Here is a 25,521-nt window from a genome sequence, read left to right as displayed (position 1 = left end):
AATATGTAGGACTTGCTGATGATAACTATATCAGAAGAAGCCCAGGCTCACTTCGTAAAACTGCTGAGTAAACAAGAGTCTGGCACGAATATTCGTGTATTCGTCGTAAACCCAGGCACCTCGTCAGCTGAGTGTGGCGTGTCCTATTGTCCGCCGGACGCTGTCGAGGAAACAGACACTCGCCTTACGTTTAACGGCTTCGATGCCGTGGTAGACGAAGAAAGTGCACCTTACCTCGATGAGGCGGAAATTGACTACGTTACCGATCAAATGGGCTCACAATTAACACTTAAAGCGCCTAATGCTAAAGCGCGTAAAGTGGCCGACGATGCCCCTTTAGTCGAGCGAATCAACTACATGATCGAATCAGAAATCAACCCGCAGCTAGCCAGCCACGGGGGTAATGTTGTACTTACCGAGTTAACTGATGATGGCTACGCTATTCTTCAATTCGGCGGTGGTTGTAATGGCTGCTCGATGGTAGACGTGACGCTTAAAGAAGGTATCGAGAAGCAAATGATTGAACAGTTTGCTGGCGAGCTTAAAGGCGTGCGCGATGCCACTGAACACCAAGCCGGTGAGCACTCTTACTACTAAGCGCAATATTGCGCTTATTTAGGTGCACAGTACAATGCTGCCCTTATGCTGACGCAAGATCCACTCAAGAGCTGGCAACGATTCAAAATAGGCTTATCTATTTTCGTTGTCGGCGTCTTGATGTTGTTTACCCTTAGCGAACTTCATGTTGCGCTGCGTTACCTAAGCCTTCTGGTGCTATTTCTTGGTTTTGCTATTGCCATGTTGGGCTACTGGGGCATTTTCATTCAACGTTTCTCGTTTATGAAAAATAAGAAACCGCCACCTAAGTTTTAGCAAACCAATTTTCCCTAATTTTTATCAGTAGTTTAACTCCTTCGTGATAGTAAACACTCCTTTTCTTCTAGCTACAACAAATCATATAACGCCGTTATATCGCATTATCTTGTGTTTACTATTTCATTAGCTTTGCTACTAGTCCTGAATACATTTTATCGGTAGATTGAAAGTTCTACTCAGTACTTAAAAAAGGTGAACTGTGGAAAATACTATTAAAAAGCTAGGCTTGCTCGGCGGCATGAGCTGGGAATCAACGGTAAGTTATTACCAAGCAATAAACCGTGACGTTAATACGCGACTTGGCGGCCTTCACAGTGCACCGCTAATAATAAGCAGCGTCGATTTCGCTCACATTGAACAGCTTCAACATAAGGGTGAATGGGATAAAACCGCCGATATACTTATCCGCGAGGCAAAGCATTTAGAAGTTGCTGGTGCAAAAGCCGTATTAATTTGTACCAATACCATGCACAAAGTCGCGGCTGACATAGAGCAAAATATTAGTATCCCTCTTATTCACATTGCCGATGCCACGGGTCGTGTGCTGCAGAAAAATTCAGTTAAGAAAGTTGGGCTACTAGGTACACGATTTACCATGGAGCAAACCTTTTATACATCCCGTCTTGAAGAGGCTTTTGGTATTGAAGTTGTTATTCCAAATGCGCAACAACGAGATACAGTCCATAACATTATTTATGAACAATTATGCAAGGGCGTGATTTGTGTTGATTCTCGTGAAGCGTATATTGAAGTAATAAACGCGCTTGCGGCCGAGGGTGCTGAAGGCATTATTTTAGGCTGCACCGAAATTGCGTTATTAGTGCAACAACAACATACCAAGGTTAGGTTATACGACACTACAGCTATCCATGCTAAAGCCGCGGTAGACTTCGCTTTGGGCCAATAAATACATTAAAGCAGAGTACAAGTAACCTAACTTGATAAAAGGGGTTACCCCTACTACTTCAGAGGACACAACTATGTTTAGCCACGTTATGTTAGGTGCAAACGACCTTGAGGCGTCGAAGAAATTCTATGACGCTATTTTAGGTGTATTGGGTTACGAGCCAGGCGTTTTTGATGAATATGGACGCGTGTTTTACTACACGCCCAAAGGTATTTTAGCCCTAACCAAGCCAATTAATGGCGAGGAAGCGACACACGGCAATGGAACAACCCTTGGTCTTGCAGCGCGTACACCAGACATCGTAGATGAGTGGCATAAGGTAGGAAGCGAAAATGGGGGCGTTCCGTGTGAAGACCCACCAGGCATTCGGGGAAATAGCGAACGCCAATTATACCTTGCTTACCTGAGAGACCCGTCAGGTAACAAACTCTGTGCCACGCACATAGTAAGAAAATAGAAAGCATTAAGCCTAATTTTATGTCGAGCAGCCTAATAGGCTGAAATGACGCGAAAAAGTATAGGCGGTATCTGTTGGCAGTTTATGACCAAGGCAGGTAGCGTCTTTATCCTCCCTGCATACACTTCCCACTATACATTTTGGCTAGATGAATTAATCTTAAAGAAGCGAAAGTTCAGCTAACAGATAGCATATGACTCCTGAAGAAACTGGTAAGGCCTACGACACCATTACTCACCTTTGGACTCGCCCTGAATTTAATCAGAAAAATGGCATGACGGCCTATCAAAAAGCCCTGTCATTTTTGCCGGACATCCCATCACAAGAGCCCGATACAGTGCCAAGCGAAGCGCCCAACAAAGGAGAAGCGCTAAATAAAGGAGACGAGAGCAATCAAGTCAAACCAAAAAAACGAGGTTACGCTCTAGACATAGGTTGTGGATGCACAAACCGTTTTGTTCAGGTTGTCGAAAGCGCAGGGTTAACTTACGAAGGTATTGATGTATCCGAAGAAATGCTCGCCATTGCGACAACTCAATTACCCGCCCATACCTTCTATCGCGCAGACGTGTGTACATTCACTATGCCCAAGCACTATTCGTTTATAAGCGCTTGGGATAGCTTTTGGCATATTCCTCTAACGCAGCAAGAGCCTTTGCTTAAGAAGCTAGTGAACCACTTAGCCGATGACGGCGTGTTACTTTTTAGCTGCGGGGGCACAACAGAAAGTGGAGAGCACACAAATGAAGTGATGGGCCCAGAAGTCTACTACGCCTCGCTAGGGCTACATAGATACTTGGAAATATTGATGGAAGCGGGCGGATTTGTTCGCCACGTTGAGTTTGATCAGCACCCTGAGCTACACACTATTATCATTGTGCAAAAAAGAGCCGCGCAAAAAACTCAGTAGCAAAAATAAAGCGGGATAATGCACTAAGAAGACTTAAAGAAGCAGCGTGCTAGGCGCGCCCTCCCTAAATAAGGTCAACAATACGCTCTAAAAACGCTAACTTTGCGATGTAGCTAGTTCACCGCGTTTATCTAAACGATAAAAACTCCACGCCAATGTTACGCCACGAGCGAGTAAAAAGGCGAGTAGGGCGTACCACAGGCTAACGTTACCTTGGCCTTGCGTGAGGAACCAGACAGGGAAATACACAGCTAGTGCACTTATTATCATGGTATTACGCATTGCGCTCGCTCGGGTAAGGCCAACAAATACACCATCGTACAAAAAGCACCAGTGGGCTAATAAAGGAAGTAACACCATTAGACTAAGATAAGGTAGCGCAGCGTCTACAATGTCACCATGCTCAGTAAGCAGTTCTATAATGGCTTCGCCTCCCAACCAGAATATCAGGCTGTAGATGAGGGCGAACAAGCTCGACCAGGCTAGCCCTTGATAGGTGCGTCGCTTTACTTCACCGCTATTAGACGCCCCTTTAGCTTCACCCACCAGCGCTTCGACACCATAGGCAATACCATCAAGCCCCAATGCAATTAAAACAAAGAACTGCATAAGTATGGCATTGACTGCCGCCGACGTTTCACCGTAACGGGCCCCTTGAATAGTGAGGAACGCTAGGCAGCCTTGCAGTGCCAGATTCCGTAGTAACATATCGCCATTTAACTTCATTAGCACCCTACGGGCCGCTCGGCTAAACCAAGACGCACTAACAGCTACACCGCCAACGTGCTTAAATGCCACCATTAACGCCATTATGGCCATAGTATATTCAGCAATAACACTGGCTAATGCCACGCCAGCTACTGACATATTCAGCGCAAATACAAATACCACATCAAGTGCAGCATTCAGTAAATTGCCCACAATTTGAATAGTCATAACGCTGCGCGTTTTTTGCTGTCCCACTAGCCAGCCTACCAACGCAAGGTTGAGCATGGCTGCAGGCGCGCCCCATACGCGCACAGAAAAATAGCTTTGAAGGTGTAAGGCTACTTCGTTATTAGGTTGAGTTAAGGTTAATCCTATAGAAAGGATAGGGGATTGAAGAACCAGTACGACTGCACCTAACAATAAGGCCACAGCCACCGTTTGCCACAATACCTTAGCCGATTCTAACCTATTATTGGGCGAGCCTTTCGCTTGCGCACTTAAGCCTGTTGAAGACATGCGAAGAAATCCGCACACCCAGTATATTTGCGTTAGAATTAGCGCGCCTACCGATGCTCCCGCAAGCATTGCAGGTAAAGACATATGCCCCAAAACTGCGGTATCAACCAAGCCCAATAGGGGCGTGGTAATATTTGCTAAGATCATGGGAAGCGCTAACGCCAACAGACGGGAATGATCGTCAAAAAAAGAGCGCTGAGTTACTTGGGAACGGGGCATAAATGATCTCAGTAGGGGTTAATTTCGCTATATACTATCAACCTAGGCAACAGCATAAGTAAAAGCGTACCTGCGCGGCCAAATATAAAATTGGCTTAATTTGCGTAATTTTGAAGTTTACCATGCTATTGAATTTGTTCAGGCACTCAGTGGATGATGATATGAAAACCAACAATGTAATTCAAAATAGAATGATGATTCGCTCGCGTTTGAAGATCTTTTCTTTAACGTTGTTGGGGCTCTTCAATATGTTGCTGGCCTCGCCTAGCTTCGCTTCAGATTCTAGTACGAGTGCCACGCCTAACGCGGCCATTTTACTTTATCACCATGTTTCGTCTTCAACACCGGCCAGCACTAGTATTTCGCCTGAAGCCTTTAGATCGCACATGGAATACTTGGACAAACACCACACGGTTGTTTCGCTACAGGACGTTGTTGAAGCAATACAACACAATAAAACACTGCCCGAAAAAGCAGTGGCTATCACGTTTGACGATGGTTACGCGAATATCTTACACAATGCTCATCCTATTCTGGCGGACCTTGGTTTTCCATACACAGTGTTTATTAACCCCGATGAAATTGGCGTAGGCCCCAAGCAACTGACATGGGAGCAAGTCATTGCTATGCATAACGATGGCGTTGCTTTTGCCAACCACACGCTAGACCACCTTCACATGCTAAACGGCGAGCAAACGATGGGGGAGCGCGCATGGCTGGAAAAAGTGTGGGAAAACGTAGAAAGTGCTGAAAAGAAAATTGAAGACAAACTGGATATTAGCCTTAAATATCTAGCGTACCCGTTTGGTGAATACAATACTGCGCTCGCCAATAAGCTAAAAGCCAAAGGTTACATTGGGCTCGGTCAGCATTCCGGAGCTGTGGGCCCAACCAGCGACATGCAAGCCCTTCCACGGTTTCCAGCTGCAGGCCCCTATGCCAACTTAGCAACATTGAAAACCAAGCTAAATAGCCTTGCTTTGCCAGTAACGCACAGTTCACATGAAGACCCTCGTATGACAACGCGAAAGCTATCATCGCCGATAAGCTTAACCATAGACAGTGACGATGTGCGCCTTACCCAGGTGAATTGTTTTTTTGGGGGCGATACTATTGAGACAAGTCTTGAAGGTAAGGTGCTTTCCTTCACCTTAGATAAGACACTTCCCGTAGGTCGCTCAAGGGTAAACTGTACAGCACCATCCAATACACAAACTGGTCGCTATTATTGGTACTCAACGCCTTTCTTTGTAGCAGATGAAGGTGGTATTTATCCTGACTAAGCAAATTAGAATTGTTGACTTGAAATTGGTCTAATGAGGAGCTCGCGCGAGTCCTTGTAAATGAAACTCGCGCTTATATAAGAAAACGTTTACCTAAACAGGCCGAGCAAAGCGGATGAAGCCTTTATTAATCGACTCTTCTACAAAGTCATGGCGTTGATAAAAGCGAATAGCCGATACATTTGATACTTCAACATCAAGCACAAGCTTACGTTTTTTTAGCTTCTCCGCGCGCGCCTGCATCGCATCTACCAGCATAGAGCCCACTCCAGTTCGTCGGGCGCTCTCTTCTACCGAAATATGGCCAATCATAAGCTCTGTATTGGTGGGTGGCGTGAGGTTTACCGCTACCGTTTGGTTACGCATGAGTACTGTCATAGCTTCGTCGAGAGTAAAGTATGACGTAATACTGTCTAGGGTTGCCCTATCAAACGCTGCACCTAGTTTACTATGCCAGGCAGTCACCACACCTAACACTTCACTGCCGCTACACGCCACCCAATGGTTCTTAAAACCATATTGGCCGCCACCGAGTTCCCATGCATGAGCAAGGTAGCCACCGGCTGTTTTATTCTTATTATGTCCAAAAATAGACGTTAATAATGACTGCGCCGCACTTAATATCAGGGGCGCTGTTTGCGCGGCATCAGATGCCACACCTTGCCTAATTTCTATTTCCATACTACTGCTTCGAGGTAATTATCGGCATATCTGCCAATATTTGCTGGGCATCACTTATCGATAGCTTTCCGGGCTCTCTTTTTGGTTTAAACCTTCCTATCACTCTAGCTTCAGGGTTAACAAGTACGACAGATGCACTGTGATCAACTAAATAGTTAGGGTTATCGGTACTTTCAGCGATAGCATACATCATCCCTAAATTACGTACGAACGGGAATAGCGCTTTATGCTCTCCGGTAACAGCAGTGAACTCCTTATTAAAATAGCTGACATATTCTGAAAGTCTTTCAATCGAATCGCGATTTGGATCAACAGATACAAAAACAACTCGAATAGGTTCGACACTATTTAATGTTTTTAGTTCAGGGTATATACCATTTAGTTCAGCCATGGTAGTTGGGCAAATATCAGGGCAGAAAGTATAGCCCACAAACACTAAGCTCCATTGGCCTTTGAGCGAGGAATTATCGAATACGTCACCTTCATGTGACGTTAGTGTGAAAGGTGATAATGCTCTTGGCTCTGGGTAGGTTTGAAAGTATTCAGGCTGACTTTCAACACTTGGAGGCGCGATATAAAGCGCCCCGACAATGCCCGCACACAACGCTAAAAATGCAACAAGGCCGACAATAGTTCGTTGGTTCATAAACTCAGTGGAATGTAGTGATCTAAGAGTAATACTACAAACAATACCATGAGATGAATAATTGAAAACCTAAAAGTTTTCATTGCGGTTTGTGGCTCCGCATCGAATTTTAACTTTAATGCATAGTATAAAAACCCGATATTAAGCACACTTGAGCCAATCAAATAAATGAGATCGCTCATGCCTGTAAGGTAGGGCAGCAAACATACAAGCCCCAACAATACTGTATACAGCAACACTGACGTTTTCGTAAATGATACGCCGTGGGTTACCGGCAGCATAGGTACCTTCGCTTTGGCGTAATCTTTTTCTCTATGAATAGCGAGCGCCCAAAAATGCGGTGGCGTCCACGTAAAAATAATCAACACTAACAGCAAAGCATGGGCATGTATTTCTCCTGTAACCGCGGTCCAACCCAGTAGCGGTGGAGCAGCCCCTGCTAAACCGCCAATCACGATATTTTGCGGTGTCGCTCGCTTTAAATACATCGTGTAGATAAACGCGTAGCCTACTAAACTTGCTAAGGTTAACCACGCGGTTAGCATATTTACAAAAAAAGCCAGCACCACAAATCCAACCACACCTAAAATGCCGGCAAACCACAGCGCGTTGTTTACGCTGACCTTGCCTTTTGCCACGGGGCGATTAAATGTACGCGCCATTACACTATCTATCTTATGGTCGACAACGTGATTAATAACGGCAGCAGACGCAGACAACATACCAATACCCAATAAGCCACAGATAAGTACGGTTGCGTTTACCCACGTAGGCGTAGCTAAACACATGCCTACTAACGCGGTTAACAGCAACAACATGACGACATTAGGCTTAGTCATTTCATAGTAATCACGCCACGTGACTACAGTGTGCTGACGTGAAGTACGTGCATGTAAAGAGACCGATTTAGCCATGGAAACCTCCTGGAGCTTTAGGGAGAATATGAGAAGACGTTGACGCGTTTAAAGGGTCGTGCAAAGGCCCTTCGTGGATGCTAAATGCACCTGCACCCTGCAGTGGTTTCGAACCTGAGAATGAGCCTGTATTTCGTTTTTCTGTACCGAAGACGTTATCGTTTTCTAGTGCCAAAAATACGGTAAAAATGAGGTTGAGTAGGGAGAGAAGTAACACAGCTGCGACCGCGTTATGCATTACAGCGACAGCCAGTGGCAGCATAAAGATAATGTTGCTAAGCCCTAATGCTACTTGCGTGCATAATGCTACCAACATAAACGCACCCACATATTTTTGTTTACTTGTGGTGTGGCGGCTTATCAACACACTTATCCCTAGTGCTAGTAAATATAAAAACGTGATGACCGCGCCGAACCTATGCACTATGTGCATGGTAACTCGCTCGCCATAATCGTGAGCACCAAATTCATAGTTGTCTGCATCAGGCACACTGAATGCACCTGCCAAATCAATTCTTTCCTGCCAGCCACTCTCGCAAACTGGCATTTCCGTACAGGCTAACGCAGCATAATTGGCAGAAGTCCATCCACCAAGAGCAATCTGTGTAACAAGCACGCCAAGCCCAATGAAAGCGAAAAGTTTAAGGTTTCGCTGAAAGGCTTTGGCCTGAGGTAAGTCGGTAATGCCATGTTCATGCATAGCTGACGCTACGGGCGCTTGTTTAGTTTCCGATGCATCGGCTGCGGTGTTGCGCAAACGCAGATAGAGAATAAACAGGCAAGAGATTACAGAGAAGCCACCAAGCAAATGCCCCATAACTACAACGGGAAGTAAATTGAGTGTCACGGTCCACATGCCAAGGGCTGCTTGGAATACAATGAGCCCCAACAGTAACAGAGGTAATTTAACCGGCGTGCCTTTGTTGCGCTGCCGAACAGCAATAATGGCAATTGCCAGTACACACAGCCCCAGCGTCCCAGCAAAATAGCGGTGAATCATTTCATTCCACGCCTTGAATGCTTCCACCGGGCGTTCAGGATAGGCGGCATTAGCCTGTGCTACCTTTTCTTCACTTAAGGGGACGGTTAAGTTTCCATAACACCCAGGCCAATCTGGGCAGCCGAGCCCCGCGTCGGTCAAGCGCGTATACGCTCCCAGAATAATAACGACCGCCGCAAGAAAAATACTGAAGAGGGTTAATTTTTTCATGGCCGTTATCCTATGCGCGATAGTTTGAGAAGCTTTCTCATGTCCGCCAGCATATTGCGGCTTTCCATCACGGCATCTTTTCTATCGTCTTTAATGTCGTAAAAAAGCATGGCGTTATTTTGCGTATCGACGATATAGACACTGCTAGAGGCAAGGGCGGTTGGCGTGGTAACCGTTAAGGTTTCGACAAAAGGGTAGTCTTTTAGCGCGGCTATCGCTGTTTGGTCGCTTGACGCTGTCGTGACGACCACTGCTTGTGCACGGTCCGATTCTTTGCCTAGCGCGAGCCACACTTGGTTAATACTGAAAAGGGCGTTTTCGCACACTGCGTCACATTCACTTGGCATCACATACAATAAACGCCACTTAGGTTCCGCGTTTTCTAAAAGCGCACTCATGTCGATGGTCGGCGCGAGCAACTGACCTTTATTAGTCGCGCCTTTAGTAAACCAATCGTTATCAAGTGCGAGCTTTGCCAGAACAACAGGTAAAACAAACACGGCTACCATAATAATTAATGTTTTTTTCGAAGCAGCATTATTCATAACTACGTCCTTTCTTACTAATTGCAAAGCCGCCAATGGCCGCGGCAGCAATGGCTAAACCAAACCATTGAACTGCGTAACCAAGGTGCTTTTCGGGAGACATTACAACGGCCTGATGTTCGCGAATAAACGCAGGGTCTGGCGTGGTAAGTTGAAGAGTAAAAGGTAAAAACTTGCGCTCTAGGGCGCTGCTGAGCGCAGGGAATTCGATGTGCTGTATAAGTGCGGGGCTTTGCGACAGCGCCATGTTAGTTTCTTTAACCAAGGGGTTGTGACCCGGCACACTAATGACGCCAGTAAACTCGCGTGTTTCGCCAACAAGACGTATATCCGGCAATGTGCGTGTTAAGTCTGGCGCCGGTACCCAGCCGAAATTAACTAAGAGCCAACCTGCATTCGTATATACAGGCGCAATCACGTCGAAACCCACCCGCTGATTGTGAATCTGATTATCTAATAGCAACACATGGTTAGCGTCTATTGCGCCACTGAACGACACATTAATATCCCGAGGATCATCATGAGCCAGCGCCGCTTCTAAACTCAAGGTTCCATTACTTTGCTTTTGCGCTATGCTAGCTAAGCGTTGTTGCTTTTGGACCATGCGATCAAGTTGCCAGTACCCTAAACCGCACATAATCGCCACACTAAAGCCTGTGAGTAACCAAGGAATAACGTGGCGCGTGCGAGAAAACATGATTATTTCGCACCATGTAAAATTAGAATAAAAACAGAGGTGAATATGTTGATAAAAATAATCCTTGTTGCGTTGGTGCTGTACATGATTGTGAATTTGTTTATGGCGATGCGAATCATGATGAAAAATGACACGTCTAAAGGCCCTATGAGTAAGTACATTGGTCGACGAGTGCTCACTTCTGCCGTCATTGTTATTATTATTCTTATCGCTATTGGTACCGGTTTAATTACCCCAAACCCAAGGCCTTATTGAGTTTGGGGTTACCCTTAAAGCACGTAAACGAAGATGTAGAGCATGACCCACACTACATCTACAAAGTGCCAGTACCAACTCCCCGCCTGAAACGCGAAGTGGTTTTCAGGCGTGAAATGGCCTTTCAACACTCTAAAAAATAATACAATAAGAATGATGGTACCGAGGGTCACATGCATGCCGTGAAACCCTGTGAGCATAAAGAAGGTGTTGCCGTAAATGCCTGACTGAAGCGTAAGCCCCAAGTCGCGATACGCATGTATGTACTCTTCTACCTGTAGGAACAAGAACCCACATCCAAGTAAGATAGTGATACCCAGCATGAGGGTTAGCTGTTTGCGTTTGTTTTGCTCTAGTCCCACATGAGCGAAGTGCAGTGTAATTGACGAAATAAGCAAGATAACCGTGTTGATTGTAGGCAATCCCGCTGCACTCATTTCCTGTGTGGTAGTGCCGCCAGGCGTTGACACCAGCGGCCACATGGCCTCAAAGGTCGGCCACAATACTTCATTGGTCATAACGTTATTCGATGCGCCACCAAGCCAAGGAACGGAAATAAATCTGGCGTAGTAGAGCGCACCGAAAAACGCAGCGAAAAACATCACTTCAGAGAAGATAAACCAGCTCATCCCTTGTCGATATGAACGCCCCAGCTGATCGCTGTATAGGCCGGCCATAGACTCGTCTATTTGGTTTTTAAACCAGCCCACAAGCATAACCAGCAGCACGGCTATCCCAGCTAAAAGGACATGACCGCCATAGCCGGTTTCGCCTTTGGTTGCTTGAACCACATAGTTTCCTGCGCCAACGGCAATAAGAAACAACGCGACTGCGCCCACAATGGGCCATGGACTTTGTGCGGGTACATAGTATTTTTGGTATTCGTGATTCTGTACTTCGGTTTGCATTTTCATCTCCTTACCCCTTCGGCTTATTCGCCAGCTGATGGTGTGGAAGCCATAAAGGGATTCGGTGTTGTTGTTAGGTCACTGGCTCGCGCTGTGACGTCATAGAGTGTGTACTGCAAGGTAAAAAACGTAATTTCTTCAGGTAGCTGAGGGTCTACATAAAACTGCATGGGCATATAGGCTTCACTACCCGCATCTAATGGCTGCTGATTGAAGCAGAAGCATTCAGTCTTGTTCAGGTACAGTGCTGCCGTTCCGGGGGATACTGAGGGAATGGCCTGTGCTACGATATTGCTTGATGCAGGGTTTCTCACATAAAACGACACCGTATTAAGTTCGCCAGGGTGCACTTTCACGCGCTTGGTTTCAGCACGAAACTCCCACGGCATACCAGTATTTGTGCGAGTGATAAACTCGACGGTCACTTCTCGCGACTCATCAATCTCAACCGATTGATAAACGGCTGCCGTGTTCTCGGTTTTGCCATTGATTCCCGCTACGTCGCAAAATACGTCGTACAAGGGAACAAGGGCAAAGCCGAAGCCAAACATGCCAATGACAATAGCCACAAGTTTGATAACCATCTTGTTATTTGCACTTTGCTGTGACATCACGTGACCTCCGGGTAAATCCAAAGGTGAAGGTTGATAAACGCTTGTTTAACCGCTTATCTCCCTCACCACCTGCAATGTGTGAATGTCATTCCCGTCTGCTTTTGTCGATTGAAAGGAATGACCAATTCACAACTCCATCTACCGTTACTTAACGACAGGTGGTGTTTCAAACGTGTGATAAGGAGCGGGTGATGGAATTTCCCATTCCAATCCTTCTGCGCCGTCCCAAACTTGCGCTGATACTGGCTCACCTTGCTTTTTGCATGCCTTGATAAGCAGGGCAAGAAAGATGAGCTGAGATAAACCGAATGCAAAACCACCCAGGCTTATCCATTTATTAAAATCAGCGAACTGCAATGCATAGTCAGGAATACGGCGTGGCATACCAGCCAAACCCACAAAGTGCATAGGGAAGAACAACACATTGACCGATACTAGTGAGCACCAGAAATGCCATTTAGCTAAGGTTGTGTCGTACATTTTGCCTGTCCATTTAGGCAACCAGTAATACACGGCTGCCATGATAGAAAAGACCGCGCCAGTTACCAGTACATAGTGGAAATGGGCTACAACGAAATATGTGTCGTGATATTGGAAGTCTACAGGGGTGATCGCCAACATTAATCCTGACAACCCACCAATGGTAAACAGTACAATAAAGGCAATAGCAAACATCATAGGCATTTCAAAACTTAGAGAACCACGCCACATGGTCGCTACCCAGTTAAACACTTTTACCCCAGTTGGCACCGAGATAAGCATGGTGGCAAACATGAAAAACATTTCCATGTACACCGGCATGCCCGTAGTAAACATATGGTGGGCCCACACGACAAAAGAGAGCAGGGCAATAGACGCCGTGGCGTAAACCATAGACGCGTAACCAAACAGCTGCTTTCTAGAAAAGGTAGGAACAATTTGCGAGATAATGCCAAAAGCGGGCAAGATCATTATGTAAACTTCAGGGTGCCCAAAGAACCAGAAAATATGCTGGAACATAACCGGGTCGCCGCCACCAGCAGCATCAAAAAAGCTAGTGCCAAAGAACTTATCAGTTAACACCATGGTAACCGCACCGGCGAGCACTGGCATTACCGCAATCAGCAAGAATGCCGTGATAAGCCACGTCCATACAAACAGCGGCATTTTCATCCAGGTCATGCCTGGCGCACGCATATTAAAGATGGTCACAATCACGTTAATCGCACCCATAATGGATGAAATACCCATGATGTGAACAGAGAACACAAACAATGCTGTCGAATCGCCACTGTAAGTCGTTGAAAGGGGTGCGTAGAAAGTCCAACCAAAAGCGGGGCCGCCGCCTTCCATAAAGAGCGAGCTCAGTAGAATGAGAAAGGCACCAGGTAAAATCCAGAAGCTCCAGTTATTCATGCGCGGTAACGCCATGTCAGGGGCGCCGATCATCATTGGAATAAGCCAGTTTGCAAGCCCAGTAAAGGCAGGCATTACTGCACCAAATACCATGATAAGTCCGTGTACCGTGGTCATTTGGTTAAAGAAGTTTGGTTCTACAATTTGTAGACCGGGTTGGAATAGTTCAGCGCGGATCACCATGGCCATCGCACCACCCACTAAAAACATGATAAAGGCAAACCACAGGTAAAGTGTGCCTATGTCTTTATGGTTAGTAGTAAACAACCAGCGCGTTATCCCTTTAGGGATATGATCGTGGTGTTCATGATCATCATGTAGGTGATCGCCATGTGCGTGACCGCCATTTACTTGATCACTGTGAGGCGCAGAGGTATCTGGCGAAATAACTTCAGTTGCTTTGCTCATTTTTCTGCTCCTAGTTTCCGTTTGCCACTGCGTTGACATCTTTGGCCTGCACCATGTCGCCAGTGTTATTGCCCCAGGCATTGCGCTCATAAGTCACTACCGCTGCAATTTCCTTAAGGCTTAGCATTTTTCCAAACGCTTGCATGGCTGTTCCTGACTTTCCATGCAGCACGATGTCAATGTGACCTTGCTGATCTTCTAGTGCCATCTTGCTGCCTTTTAATGCCGGGAACACGCCAGGTAAACCTTCACCATTTGGCATATGGCAAGCAGCGCACGTTGCGTTGTATACTCGCTCGCCCTCTTTCATCAGTTCATCCATAGACATATTCATAGAAAGTAGACGCTGCTCTTCTTCTTTTGCTTTACGAACAATCTCTTCTTGTTCGCCCATCCACTTTTCAAACTCGGCGGGTTCTTTAGCAATTACCACAACCGGCATATAGCCGTGGTCTTTTCCACAGAGCTCTGCGCACTGTCCGCGATAAATACCAGGCTCATTCACCTTGGCCCAAGACTCGTTAATAAATCCGGGGTTGGCATCTTTTTTCACGGCAAAGTCAGGAACCCACCAAGAGTGGATAACGTCGTCAGAGGTAATAAGAAAGCGTACTTTTTTCCCAGTAGGAATAACCAAGGGACGGTCAACTTCCAACAGGTAGTTATCTGTTTTCTGAAATTTGTTTTCTATTTGCTCGCGCTGAGTGGCGAGTAAAGAATAAAACTCTACATCGCTATCCATGTACTTGTAGTGCCATTTCCATTGAGAGCCTGTTACTAGCACAGTCATGTCAGGCTCAGACGTGTCTTCCATAGCAATTAGAGTATTCGCTGCGGGTACCGCCATGAAGATAAGAATAAGGAAAGGAATAACGGTCCAAGCAATTTCAACCTTCACGTTTTCGTGAAAATTAGCTGGCTTGGCGCCACGGGACTTTCTATGTAGATACATTGAGGCGAACATCACGCCAAAAACTACAACCGCGATACCTACACAAATGAAGAACATCAGCATATGCAGGTCGTAAACCTGCCCGCTGATGTCGGTGGCACCGCGCCTTAAATTAAGTGAAGAGGCCTCTTCACTGACTTCTTGGGCAAGAAGCAAAGGGGAAAAAAGCAAAAACGGTATTGTCGAACACCATTTTGCGAAAACGGTCGTTAGTTGTTTCACTCAGCACCTCCGTAATAGCAAGACCAAAAACGCTGATTATTTTGCGCGATGCCCTACCAAATGGTTTGCGAACGATTGACCCATCACCTCAACTTGTAAAACAAATTTAGAGTCATTGTTATTATTTTGTTAATCTCTGTATAAGAATTGCGCAATAATGTCGTGCCGTCTAGTCTTTTCTATTAAAAATTTAACGAAGCGGTTAATTTTTAATCATTTCCGTGGCAGCCTTACGTTACATATTGGATGGAAAAAGAAATGAGCATGTATTAAGCGAGAATAAAATCAAACGTACATTTTGAACAACACAAAGGTTCTACTAGCAATCATTTGATTATAAAATCAACAACTAATAGGTTATTAATATTTATTTTCAAACAAACTTTAGAATAATGAATGCATATTCAGTAGTTCATTCACAGGCAAAATACGCGTAATACGCTTTCTGATAGTCATGGTTGGGTTCGCTTTTTAAAGGCGGGCTTAGTCACCCTAACTCCAGAAAACTGGTAGAAATAAAGCAATAAAAGGCATAAAAAAAGCGGCTAGTGCGCCGCTTTTCGTTGAAGGTGTTAAAACCTTACATCCAGTCCGCGTTTCTTATAACGCCTACTGCAATCCCCTCAATAGCAAAAGGTTCGTTGGCTAGGTCTACTCGAATAGGTGCGAATTCTTCGTTTTCGGCATGAAGTAATACTTCACGACCACGTTTTTCTAAACGCTTTACCGTAACATCTTCGTCTACACGTGCCACAACGACCTGGCCATTGTGAACATCGGTGGTGCGATGCACAGCAAGGAGATCGCCATCTAGAATACCGATGTCTTTCATACTCATGCCGTTAACACGCAGTAAAAAGTCTGCTTGAGGTTGAAACAGTGCAGGGTCTACCTTGTAGTGTGATTCTACGTGCTCTTGCGCCAAAATTGGCTCACCCGCCGCCACACGACCAATGAGAGGTAGGCCTTCTTCTTCAGGTACGTCATTTTCGAGAGGAATATTGAGTTTAATACCCCGAGAGGTACCCGGCAGAATTTCTATCACGCCTTTACGCGCCAAGGCTTTCAAATGTTCTTCTGCTGCGTTGGCAGAACGAAAACCAAGTTGACGAGCGATTTCCGCACGCGTAGGCGGCATCCCCGTTTCTTGCATGGTGGTTTTGATAAGTTCTAAAACTTCGGTTTGTCGAGCTGTGAGTGGGCGCATAAAAGACCTGTCTGTTCATACAGTTCCTGTAAGTATATACACCTAAAACTAAATAACAAGCACTTGCCGCGTCTTTTGCTACAAGCAATAGACAGCGACAAGTGTATTACCCTTATTTCACAAGAAGGGCCATGTTCGGATTACCTATTTGAAGCTCTACTTCGCCGGCATTGTTCTTTCGGGTACGCATACCATCGACATGATTAATGCCAATGGAAGGGCTACGCCAAATGACATGTCCATTGATATCTATTTCAGTGACTCGGTAAGCAACGTTGTCATAATATCCATACGATGAGTCATATTCTTCAGCTTGGTAAATGCCAAGTATTGATTGATTAGACGATGTCGTTGGAATAACGGCTATATTTTGAAGATCGAATGTAGGCGTTATGGCGTCTTTAAGTACTAAGGCGTCATTTGTTACGTCATAAATATTTATTCTATTGTAGTTTCTATCTAAGCATGCAAACTCAGAGGCGTCGTCGCCATCAGCATTAATTCTTATCAATTGACTACAAGAAACATCTAGTTCATTCAGTCCGACAAACTCGCCATCTTGCATTGTATAGAGCTTTAATGATTCATAGCCACTAACAGCAAAAAAGTGTTCGCCATTATTGGTGAGCTCAGCGACAGCATCAATTGAAAACTCATTGATGACAGAGTCAATGAGCACTTGGTTCTCAATATCGAATGCTTTGAGTCGATTGTTTTCAACAATGACCGCATCAACAAAATTATCGTCATTCACGTCTACAGCTTCGATGAGTGAGACTTGGCTGTTTTGATTTTGGCTCAGCGACCACTGAATTGAATTATCTGACAACTTAACTACGTTGAATGATGTATTGCTATTCAAAGCTCCTGTGAATAATTCACCCAGGCCATCATTATTATAGTCAGTAACAACGGGTCTGCTATAGTCAAAAACATCGTCGCCGAGTTCGTCGCTAAGGGTAATCTCATTCTCCATGTTAACTGACAGCATCTGAATTGATGTGTAGTAGTTAGTTGTCTCACTCACAAAGACAGCTCTTTCATCATTATCACCAAAAGGGGCCCAGCCGGCAGCAAAGTAATTAGAAGAGTGTGCTTCCGTTCGTATATCTGATAATACGTAGTCACCCTCAGCATCTTGCAGTGCAACCTGAATTTCGCTGTCGCCGGTCCAGATTATTTCGTTTCGGCTATCGTTATTCAGGTCGCCGATTAAAAGCGACATACCGCTATACGCATTGTGAATAACACTCCACTGTTCCGAAATTTGACCACCTTCAAGCGCGAAAGCTTTCACCTCTCCCCACTGGCACTCAGAAATTACAAGCATTCCCTCATTGGTCTGGTCATCTTTGCTATAGCTCAAATCGCAGATATCATTATGTTCAGCTGTCGCCAAACTACTTTTCGACACCGCAGAGTAGACTGAAATATTCTCCCAACGGTCGGCACCAATGATTTCATCGACACCGTCGCTGTTCATGTCACCGACAGCGACGTAAGCGTCGCTAAACCCATTGCCATAAAGCCATTGATTGGCGCCGCTATTAATATCGAATACGTAGCCATTGTTAGTCACCAACTCGATAGACGCGTCGTCGTCTACATTACCAAAAGAAATGGTTGATACACCATCGACATCGAACTGCTGCAACTTTTCACCAGTTGTCACATTATGAATGGAGATAGACGTCGCACCGTAATAATAATCGCCGTGAAGGTATGCAATTTCTTCTATACCGTCGCTATCAATATCGTAAAGCCATCCTGACGTTATTTTATCCTCTGCTACAAATACCGTTTCCGCGTTGTCTTTCCGGTCTTTTATAACCGATAAACCTTGTTCAGTAAGGATATAGATTTCATCATTACTATCGCCGTCAGCATCTTGTGTATAAACGCCCTTAATTTCTCCTCTTGTAGGTAACTTGTAAGGGTACACATAGGTATTTTCTAGTTTATTTCCGTTTAACAAGAAGGCGCCCACATTCCGGTGATTGACCGATATGAGTTCATTCACGCCCTTGGTTGAGGCAATCGCAAAACCTCTATTGTAAATCGGTGTTATTGAAGTTGTGCGGGCAAACGCCGGTGCTTTATCTGCATAAGCAGTTATTTCTACGGTTTGCAGGCTCTCATCGCCATCCAGACTCGCAAAGCTAAAAATATAGGTTTGCGCATTAAACAGTTGACTGTTGGGCACCTGCCACGTTAGTAAGCCGTCGTCGTTTAAGGTAACTCCTGTAGGTGCAGCGACAAGCTGGCCTGCAACATCACTATTAATTTGATCGGGGTCAGTCATACTTACCGTGAACTCCACGTAACCACCAGCAGTTACCGATTCAGGCATATTGGAGATGACGAGTGTCATTGGAGAGTCACTGATAGTGATAAACACGGGTTGTGATTCAACGATGTTAACACCGTCAGACACTACCATAGTTACTTTCAGTTCATCGCCGAATACCGCGTTATATGCAGGCAGAGTGTTACCGCTAACACCCTCTAGAACAATGTTATTAATGTACCAGCGGTAGGATACTGACAAGTCAGATTCAGGCGTATCAGAGTCGTAATAATACCCCTCATCAACGGTTATATCGTCAGACGTGTAAACAGGGTCATAAGCATAATAATAGGGTTCACCAGCAACGGGAGGCGCTGAAATAGTTTCTATATCGGATAGAACGATATTCGCGGTATTGCTGCTTGCAAATGTCTCGATACTGCTGAAAAACACGCCAACATCATAGGTGTCATCCCCGTTCGTATCTTCACCATAGCGAACCGCTCCTTGCATAATATCAATGCCAGCGGTTCTATTGCCTTTAACTACAAGAGAACCTTGGTAAGCATAAGGTAGCCCTCCTTCCTCTGAGAAGTAAGAAAAATCAAGCTTACCTTTTGAGCCAATATGCAATGCCCCCTCGAACTCAGAGGAGTACCCCACCCCATTAAAGCCATCAAAAGCAGTTCCATTTATTTTATAGGCTTCACCGTTAAAGGTAGCGGTCATGTACTGAATAAGTTCTTCGTTGTAGTACCCCGTGCGTGGATCGTAACTTATTTCAGCTTTCATTAACCCTTTTAGCGTTGCACGTTGACTACCTCTCCCTATCGAAAGGCTCGTAAAATAGGATGTTGCCTCAAAATTGTCGTCATCTGATTTCGTAATAGCAACAGAAAATTGACCATCGTGATACGCGTTCAGATAATAGTGTAGACATTGATCATAATCGACGATTATGGTTCCAAGACCTGTGTCTAAATCAAGTTTTCCAGAGTACTTAATTGAGCCGCTATCTGAACATTGTGTAACGCCATCAATGTTGCCGTTAGCATCGACAAGTTCAGAAACTTCAAATATGTCAAGATAAGGTGAGCTGGCAAGATCTTCGCCAAAAAGCGCAATATATACGTTTTGCACAGCGCTAATGTCTGCGATTGCAATGTTTGTTTCACCCGTATAGCTATTATCAGCATAACGCTTAGCTGCGTTGTCTAGCTGTGCTATAGAGTAGTCTAAGGGGTTCGATAAAATTTCTAATGCAGTCGGCTCTGGAGGCGGTGCAGGTGTTGGGTTAGTCGGAGAACCCGAGCTCCCTCCACCTCCACAGGCTGTGAGAGCTAGAATAGAAAATAGGCCACAAAAACCCAAGCGCGAAGTGTTCATACATCGTCCCTGATTTGTAAGGCATGGTGGCCTAACATCAGCCAAAAGTACGAAACACGCCTAATTTGTTTACAACAATAAAATATTCGGTTTTTATAACTTATTGTCGTTTGCCTGGCAATATCTCTGTTGATTGATACACAACTCGCTAGCGTTTATCGACAAACAGCGACGGTCAATCGTCCCCCCAGACTACGCGATTTCGGCCTTGTTCTTTTGCCTTATAAAGGGATTTGTCAGCCGTTGATAACAGGGCGCTAAAGTCTGCGCCATAGGTACTATCGACAAAAGTGGCTCCTATGCTGATGGTAAGGTTTATTTTATCGGTTTTATAGTTAACCACACTTTCTTCAACGGCTATGCGAAGCGCCTCTAGCTGCGTGTTAATTTCTTTTTTATTTTCCCCCAACATCACGATTGCGAACTCTTCACCGCCAAGACGGGCAACGACATTCGGTGAACCGTTTTGCTTGGATATTTTTCGAGCAACAGTAATAAGCGCCTGGTCACCAGCGTCATGACCGTACGTGTCATTTACGCTTTTAAAATGGTCGATATCAACAATGGCAACACACGCGCTGTGATGCAGCTTTGAAAACGCGACACACTCGTCAATGAATGCTCTTCGGTTGTACAAACCCGTTAATGAGTCAGTCATAGCTAATTGCCGCAGCTTTTCTTCAGCGACAGCGCGTGCATCTTCTAATTCTACTGCATAGAAAAGACCGGCTAATGCATCTAAAAGAGGCTGTAGAAATTTGGCATCTTCTATAGAGTAGGGTTCAAACTTATTGGCCAAACCAATCATACCCACGACTCTGTCTTTGACTTTGATAGGCAAACCTAAAAAGCGGCTAATTCGCGGATGCCCTTGGGGAACACCTTTAGATTTCGGATGACTCCCAGAAGTATTACTTATCGTAATTTCTCCCGTTAAAATAGTGGTACCGAAGAGGTTATCGAAACTGCTGAAGTATAAATTTCGCTTTTTATACTCGTTATATTGTGTGAAGCTGCTGGTGTCCCATACGATTTCGGAAATGGCATGGATAAACAGCCTCGATGCATCGCCTTCATTTTTCATTTGCCCTACGAAAGCAAATTGACTGTCCGAAATGTCAATGAGTTCAGGCAATACTGTTTGACAGGCCATGGTTAAATCGTTGTTTTGAAGGTATGAAGCCCGGGTCTTATTAATAAATTGCAGGAGCTGAGTTTTCTTTCGCTCGTGAAGTTCACTTTCCATTCGTTGGGTAATGTCACGATGAATTCCAGCAACCCGAGTGGGTTTACCCATAATGTCAGATTCTACAGTTTTTCCATAGCTTTCGACCCAAACCCATGAGCCGTTAGTATGCTTCATGCGAAACGTAGTATTGAAAACCTTGCTCTTTCCAGCAATATGTTCGTGTAACTGCTTTTCTACTTTCACATAATCCGCAGGATGAATCAGCTGTCTGAAAAAGCGCGAGCTGGTGTCATAGTATTCATATTCAAGACCGACAATGTCACACCAGCGTTTGTTCACTTGATTTACATCAGCGGTCAAATTCCAATCCCACGTACCTAACTCAGAGGCTTCCAATAGTAGCCGCATACGCTGGTTTGTTTTGTTGAGCTTGTCTTCCACATATTTTTGGTCGCTTGTGTCAAATAGAAAAGCCTGAACGGAATACAACATACCGTCTTCACGGAAACTAGCCGTAGAGATCATACTTACCCAAATGGTACGTGTGGGCGTGGCAATTTGAAGACGACAGGTATGCGTTTCCACGCCCTCCATATGGGCCTGCATGGCAAACGTAAAGTCTCCCTCAGCCTCTTGTGTTAAAACATCGCCAAGCTCGACTGCACCGCTCAGTAAATCCTGGGACGATATGCCCAAAACGCGCTCGCTGTTTTTTGATATATGAACCAGTTTGAGCGACGTAGTATTTCGCCACGTAGCCAGAACGATAGGGGACTTTTCTATTAACCCATGCTCACGCTTAAGTGCTTCATGTTCTTTTGAAAGAGAAATATGCTGACTAACAAGCGCGCCAATTCGATCTAGAACTTCTAGATATTTCTTGTCAATTTCTCTTGGAACGGTATCAATAATACAGACAGCACCAATAATCTCATCATTAATTTCAATGGGCGTGCCTGCATAAAAGCAGATGTGCGGCTCACCCGTCACTAGTGGGTTGTCTTTAAACCTTGGGTCTTCTTGGGCATTGTTTACAACAACTTGTTGACGCTCTTGCACGACATGACTACAAAACGCATGTTCCCTACTCACCTTGGAAAGTGAAGTCCCAAACCGCGCTTTGAAAACCTCTTCAAACTCACCAACGATGCCAATTAGCGCAATAGGCACTTTGTATGCCGCAGCTAACACCACCATAAGATCGTTGAGATCTAATGGCACCTCACTATTGAGCATAAAATCATCAATTGTCTTCAGGCGGTTTTGATCATCCACTACATCTTGCTCATATTCATTAACCTTTATAAAAGTAGTAACAATCAAAGCTTATAGCAATTTAAATACTGCTAATGTTGCATTGCTAAAAGGGACAGAGAGCCTTACCCTAAGTGATGCTACGAAAAATATAAAAACACAGACGCTTTTGAACTTCTTGAACTTACAGCTAGGTACGGAGTCTGTAAAACAAGCAAATCAATAACATTGGCTCATCGCGAGATTGCGACGCGATTGTGTTACACTTCACTCGTTTTTATTTCATAGGATTACATAATTCATGTCGTGGATGCGAAAAGCCCTTCTGTCGGTGTTTCATTATCCTGTTAAGTTGCTGGTCAAAGCTCACAGTATTCCAGTTAACGTTGAAACCGAATTAGGAATAGATAAAAGCAAACCTATCGTTTATCTACTTCCCAACAACTCAGTGACAGATCAGCTTGCACTGAGAATGTCGACAAAAGCGCTAGGTTTACCTAGTCCTACAGATACGCTCACATTGGCAGGGCGAGAATATTCGTCGACGCTGTTCTTACGTAAAACCCAGCCTATTTTTCGCTCGTCAGCCAAAGATACCGGGATTGAAGAGGTTTTCACTGACCTTTTTCATTTGCATAGAGATCATGAAAATCTAGATTTACAGGTTGTGCCTGTATATGTCACGTGGGGTCGAGCCCCGGGGCGGGGGAACCCAGGCTTAAGCGATTTGATTACGGAGGCAGCAGCACCAAGTTGGCTTCGCAAATTGTTCATCGTGCTATTTTTAGGCCGTGATAACTTCATTAACTATTCTAAAGCAGTATCAGCACGTGCCATGTCTAACCAACACGGCAGCGATCAAAGTATTGCTCACAAACTCGTGCGAGTAGCAAGTACTCACTTTCAGCGAAAGCGTCAAAGCATGACTGGCCCAACGCTGCTCGAGCGCCAGGAACTGAATAACAGTGTGTTAGGTTCAGATGCAGTGCGTCGTGCCATTGCTGAAGAGTCACGAAGCAAAAAAGTGACTCATGAAAAAGCAAAGGAAACTGCACAGAGCTATATTACCGAGATTGCTGCAGATTACCGTGAAGGACTTATCCGGTTTGGTGACAGACTGCTCACACGCATTTGGAACAAGATTTATAACGGCATTAGCGTAGGCCATGCTGAGCGCATACGTGAGCTGGCCGCTAACGGTCACGAAATTATTTATGTTCCTTGCCACCGCAGCCACATGGATTATCTGTTATTAACTTACGTGATTTATCACGAGGGTATGGTAACGCCTCACATTGCAGCGGGTATCAACCTTAACTTTTGGCCTGTCGGAAAAATGTTTCGCCGAGGAGGCGCTTTCTTCCTACGCCGGAGTTTTGCTGGCAACAAGCTTTACACGGCTGTGTTCAGAGAATATTTAGAGTTGCTGTTTAACAAAGGTTACTCTGTTAAATATTACCCCGAGGGTGGACGCAGCCGTACTGGTCGCCTAATTCCGCCTAAAACCGGTATGTTAGCTATGACTATTCAAGCCATGCTCAAAGGCGTTAACCGCCCTGTAAGTATTGTGCCTGTCTACATTGGCTATGAAAACGTAATGGAAGTGAAGAGCTATTTGAATGAACTTAAAGGCTCTAAGAAGAAAAAAGAATCTAACCTTCAGGTGTTCTCTGCCATTCGTAAACTTAAAAATTACGGGCATGGCTATGTAAACTTTGGTGAGCCTATTGCGCTTAACCAGTTTCTTGAGAGTCATGTGCCGAATTGGCGAGATTGCCGCGACGCCGAACCTGAGAAAAAGCCTGCTTGGTTAACGCCTGCCGTTAATGAGTTGGCTAACAACGTCATGACCCGCATCAACCGTGCAGCAGCATTAAACGGTATGGCGTTAGCGTCGTTATGTCTTTTATCATCTAAAAGACAAACCATGAGCGAAGCCGAACTAAAACAAGCCATGGGCGATTTCATGCACTTGTTTAAAGCCGTGCCGTTCAGCAATGATGCCACCATTCCAGATTCGTCGGCGGAAGAACTATTGCGCGATACGCTCAAGTTAGGTCGCTTTGATATCAACGAAGATGATTACGGGCGCTTGATCAGTCCACAGCCAAAATCTGCGGTGTACCTGACCTATTACCGCAACAACATTTTGCACTTATTCGCAATCCCAGGTCTTATCATGGCCTCTATCTTTGCGAAGAAAGGCGCCACGAAGAACAGCATTTTTCAGCTTATTGCTGCACTTTATCCGTTGCTGCAAAAAGAGCTGTTCTTGCACCTTACCCAAGATGAAGCGCTTGCGCACACTGACGCACTAATCACAGCGATGCTTGACAATGGGCTATTACGCCAAAAAGATGGTGAGCTTTTACCGCCAGATGCACACTGCAAAGAGTTCCATTCATCATGGCTATTAAGCCGTTGTATGCAGGAAACATTACAGCGTTATGCCGTTGTATTAACTATTTTAGATAAAGAAAAAGTCATTAGCCGCAGTGCATTAGAACGAGAAAGCAAACAAGTCGCCGAGCGTTTATCAGCGCTTTACGGGCTTAGCTCACCTGAATTCTACGATAAGAACGTACTGTCTAGCTTTATCAGTGCTCTAAAAGATAACCATTGGTTAGACTCTGAAAAAGACGGCAGCCTAAAATACTCGGAAGAGTGCGAAGCGTTGCGCGCTGATGTTATGGACTTAATATGGCCTGAGATGATTCAGCATTTGGAAAATGTTGCCCTTAATTCTGCAAGTTAGGCCTATTGCCGCAGCCAGCAGCTTTGCATTAGTCTTAGCAAAAACCCATGCATTGGCATGGGTTTTTTATTGCGCGTATATCTAGTCAATGACTTCTTTTAATGCAGTTATGCAACGTTC

22 protein-coding genes are annotated in these 25,521 nt (G+C 45.0%); 8 read left to right on the top strand and 14 right to left on the bottom strand.

Annotated elements, in window-relative coordinates; all coding sequences use genetic code 11:
• The first annotated feature begins 18 nt into the window (after positions 1–18).
• From nfuA to ACXAER_RS10525, 5 genes are all read left to right on the top strand, one after another.
• A complete protein-coding gene (gene nfuA, locus ACXAER_RS10545) occupies positions 19–597 on the top strand; it encodes a Fe-S biogenesis protein NfuA (RefSeq protein WP_118491185.1) in 579 nt (192 codons plus the stop codon).
• Between the two features lie 45 nt (positions 598–642).
• Positions 643–873: a hypothetical protein gene (locus tag ACXAER_RS10540; RefSeq protein ID WP_474829031.1), complete on the top strand. Its 231-nt coding sequence runs from the start codon at positions 643–645 to the stop codon at positions 871–873.
• A gap of 214 nt (positions 874–1,087) precedes the next feature.
• On the top strand, positions 1,088–1,783 hold the full coding sequence (locus ACXAER_RS10535; RefSeq protein WP_474809188.1) for an aspartate/glutamate racemase family protein: 696 nt from the start codon (positions 1,088–1,090) through the stop codon (positions 1,781–1,783).
• 73 nt (positions 1,784–1,856) lie between these two features.
• Positions 1,857–2,240, top strand: a complete 384-nt coding sequence (locus ACXAER_RS10530; RefSeq protein ID WP_474829029.1) for a VOC family protein — start codon at positions 1,857–1,859, stop codon at positions 2,238–2,240.
• 193 nt (positions 2,241–2,433) lie between these two features.
• Positions 2,434–3,150, top strand: a complete 717-nt coding sequence (locus ACXAER_RS10525; RefSeq protein ID WP_474829027.1) for a class I SAM-dependent methyltransferase — start codon at positions 2,434–2,436, stop codon at positions 3,148–3,150.
• A 96-nt stretch (positions 3,151–3,246) separates the two neighbouring features.
• On the opposite strand, the gene ACXAER_RS10520 is transcribed toward ACXAER_RS10525, so the two are convergent.
• Positions 3,247–4,593, bottom strand: coding sequence for an MATE family efflux transporter (locus ACXAER_RS10520; RefSeq protein ID WP_474829025.1), 1,347 nt, complete (start codon positions 4,591–4,593; stop codon positions 3,247–3,249).
• A 122-nt stretch (positions 4,594–4,715) separates the two neighbouring features.
• On the opposite strand from ACXAER_RS10520, the gene ACXAER_RS10515 reads away from it, so the two are divergent.
• Positions 4,716–5,876, top strand: a complete 1,161-nt coding sequence (locus tag ACXAER_RS10515) for a polysaccharide deacetylase family protein (protein WP_474829023.1) — start codon at positions 4,716–4,718, stop codon at positions 5,874–5,876.
• 93 nt (positions 5,877–5,969) lie between these two features.
• Here the strand turns inward: ACXAER_RS10515 and ACXAER_RS10510 are convergent, their stop codons facing one another.
• Genes ACXAER_RS10510 through ACXAER_RS10485 form a run of 6 tightly spaced genes read right to left on the bottom strand, consistent with a single transcriptional unit; the run spans position 5,970 to position 10,569 of the window.
• The gene (locus ACXAER_RS10510) at positions 5,970–6,557 is read right to left on the bottom strand and encodes a GNAT family N-acetyltransferase (protein WP_474829021.1); all 588 of its coding nucleotides are present in this window, start codon (positions 6,555–6,557) and stop codon (positions 5,970–5,972) included.
• Position 6,558: 1 nt separating this feature from the next.
• Positions 6,559–7,203, bottom strand: coding sequence for an SCO family protein (locus tag ACXAER_RS10505; protein ID WP_474829019.1), 645 nt, complete (start codon positions 7,201–7,203; stop codon positions 6,559–6,561).
• Complete coding sequence (gene cyoE, locus ACXAER_RS10500; RefSeq protein WP_474829017.1) at positions 7,200–8,117, bottom strand: heme o synthase; 918 nt, start codon at positions 8,115–8,117, stop codon at positions 7,200–7,202. Before cyoE ends, ACXAER_RS10505 begins: the two co-directional genes overlap by 4 nt.
• On the bottom strand, positions 8,110–9,327 hold the full coding sequence (locus ACXAER_RS10495) for a COX15/CtaA family protein (RefSeq protein ID WP_474829015.1): 1,218 nt from the start codon (positions 9,325–9,327) through the stop codon (positions 8,110–8,112). Before ACXAER_RS10495 ends, cyoE begins: the two co-directional genes overlap by 8 nt.
• Positions 9,328–9,332: 5 nt before the next feature.
• The gene (locus tag ACXAER_RS10490) at positions 9,333–9,872 is read right to left on the bottom strand and encodes a hypothetical protein (protein ID WP_474829013.1); all 540 of its coding nucleotides are present in this window, start codon (positions 9,870–9,872) and stop codon (positions 9,333–9,335) included.
• Entirely contained in the window at positions 9,865–10,569 is a 705-nt protein-coding gene (locus tag ACXAER_RS10485; protein WP_474829011.1) for an SURF1 family protein, read from the bottom strand. Before ACXAER_RS10485 ends, ACXAER_RS10490 begins: the two co-directional genes overlap by 8 nt.
• A 45-nt stretch (positions 10,570–10,614) precedes the next feature.
• Between ACXAER_RS10485 and ACXAER_RS10480 the strand changes: the two genes are divergently transcribed.
• The gene (locus ACXAER_RS10480; protein WP_474829009.1) at positions 10,615–10,824 is read left to right on the top strand and encodes a DUF2909 domain-containing protein; all 210 of its coding nucleotides are present in this window, start codon (positions 10,615–10,617) and stop codon (positions 10,822–10,824) included.
• 14 nt (positions 10,825–10,838) lie between these two features.
• Here ACXAER_RS10480 and ACXAER_RS10475 read toward each other — a convergent pair whose 3' ends face one another.
• The 7 genes from ACXAER_RS10475 to ACXAER_RS10445 all read right to left on the bottom strand — a co-directional run bounded on the left by ACXAER_RS10475 (position 10,839) and on the right by ACXAER_RS10445 (position 22,667).
• Positions 10,839–11,732 (bottom strand): cytochrome c oxidase subunit 3, encoded by an 894-nt coding sequence (locus tag ACXAER_RS10475; protein WP_474829007.1) that lies wholly within the window; start codon positions 11,730–11,732, stop codon positions 10,839–10,841.
• A gap of 23 nt (positions 11,733–11,755) precedes the next feature.
• Positions 11,756–12,343 carry a cytochrome c oxidase assembly protein gene (locus ACXAER_RS10470; protein ID WP_474830563.1) on the bottom strand — a complete coding sequence of 196 codons (588 nt, stop codon included), beginning with the start codon at positions 12,341–12,343 and terminating at the stop codon, positions 11,756–11,758.
• Between the two features lie 147 nt (positions 12,344–12,490).
• Positions 12,491–14,149, bottom strand: a complete 1,659-nt coding sequence (gene ctaD / locus ACXAER_RS10465) for a cytochrome c oxidase subunit I (protein WP_474829005.1) — start codon at positions 14,147–14,149, stop codon at positions 12,491–12,493.
• 10 nt (positions 14,150–14,159) lie between these two features.
• On the bottom strand, positions 14,160–15,323 hold the full coding sequence (coxB, locus tag ACXAER_RS10460) for a cytochrome c oxidase subunit II (RefSeq protein ID WP_474829003.1): 1,164 nt from the start codon (positions 15,321–15,323) through the stop codon (positions 14,160–14,162).
• Positions 15,324–15,903: 580 nt separating this feature from the next.
• Complete coding sequence (gene lexA / locus ACXAER_RS10455; protein WP_039221362.1) at positions 15,904–16,530, bottom strand: transcriptional repressor LexA; 627 nt, start codon at positions 16,528–16,530, stop codon at positions 15,904–15,906.
• Positions 16,531–16,642: 112 nt separating this feature from the next.
• Positions 16,643–20,203, bottom strand: coding sequence for a hypothetical protein (locus tag ACXAER_RS10450; protein WP_474829001.1), 3,561 nt, complete (start codon positions 20,201–20,203; stop codon positions 16,643–16,645).
• A 175-nt stretch (positions 20,204–20,378) separates the two neighbouring features.
• On the bottom strand, positions 20,379–22,667 hold the full coding sequence (locus ACXAER_RS10445; protein ID WP_474828998.1) for a sensor domain-containing diguanylate cyclase: 2,289 nt from the start codon (positions 22,665–22,667) through the stop codon (positions 20,379–20,381).
• Between the two features lie 280 nt (positions 22,668–22,947).
• Here ACXAER_RS10445 and plsB point away from each other — a divergent pair, with 280 nt between their 5' ends.
• Positions 22,948–25,401, top strand: a complete 2,454-nt coding sequence (gene plsB, locus ACXAER_RS10440; RefSeq protein WP_474828996.1) for a glycerol-3-phosphate 1-O-acyltransferase PlsB — start codon at positions 22,948–22,950, stop codon at positions 25,399–25,401.
• Positions 25,402–25,521: the final 120 nt, after the last annotated feature.

The organism is Alteromonas sp. AWJ4_199 (assembly GCF_056159165.1).
The sequence above is the reverse complement of the archived record's forward strand: the minus strand, read 5'-3'. Positions and strand labels throughout refer to the sequence as shown.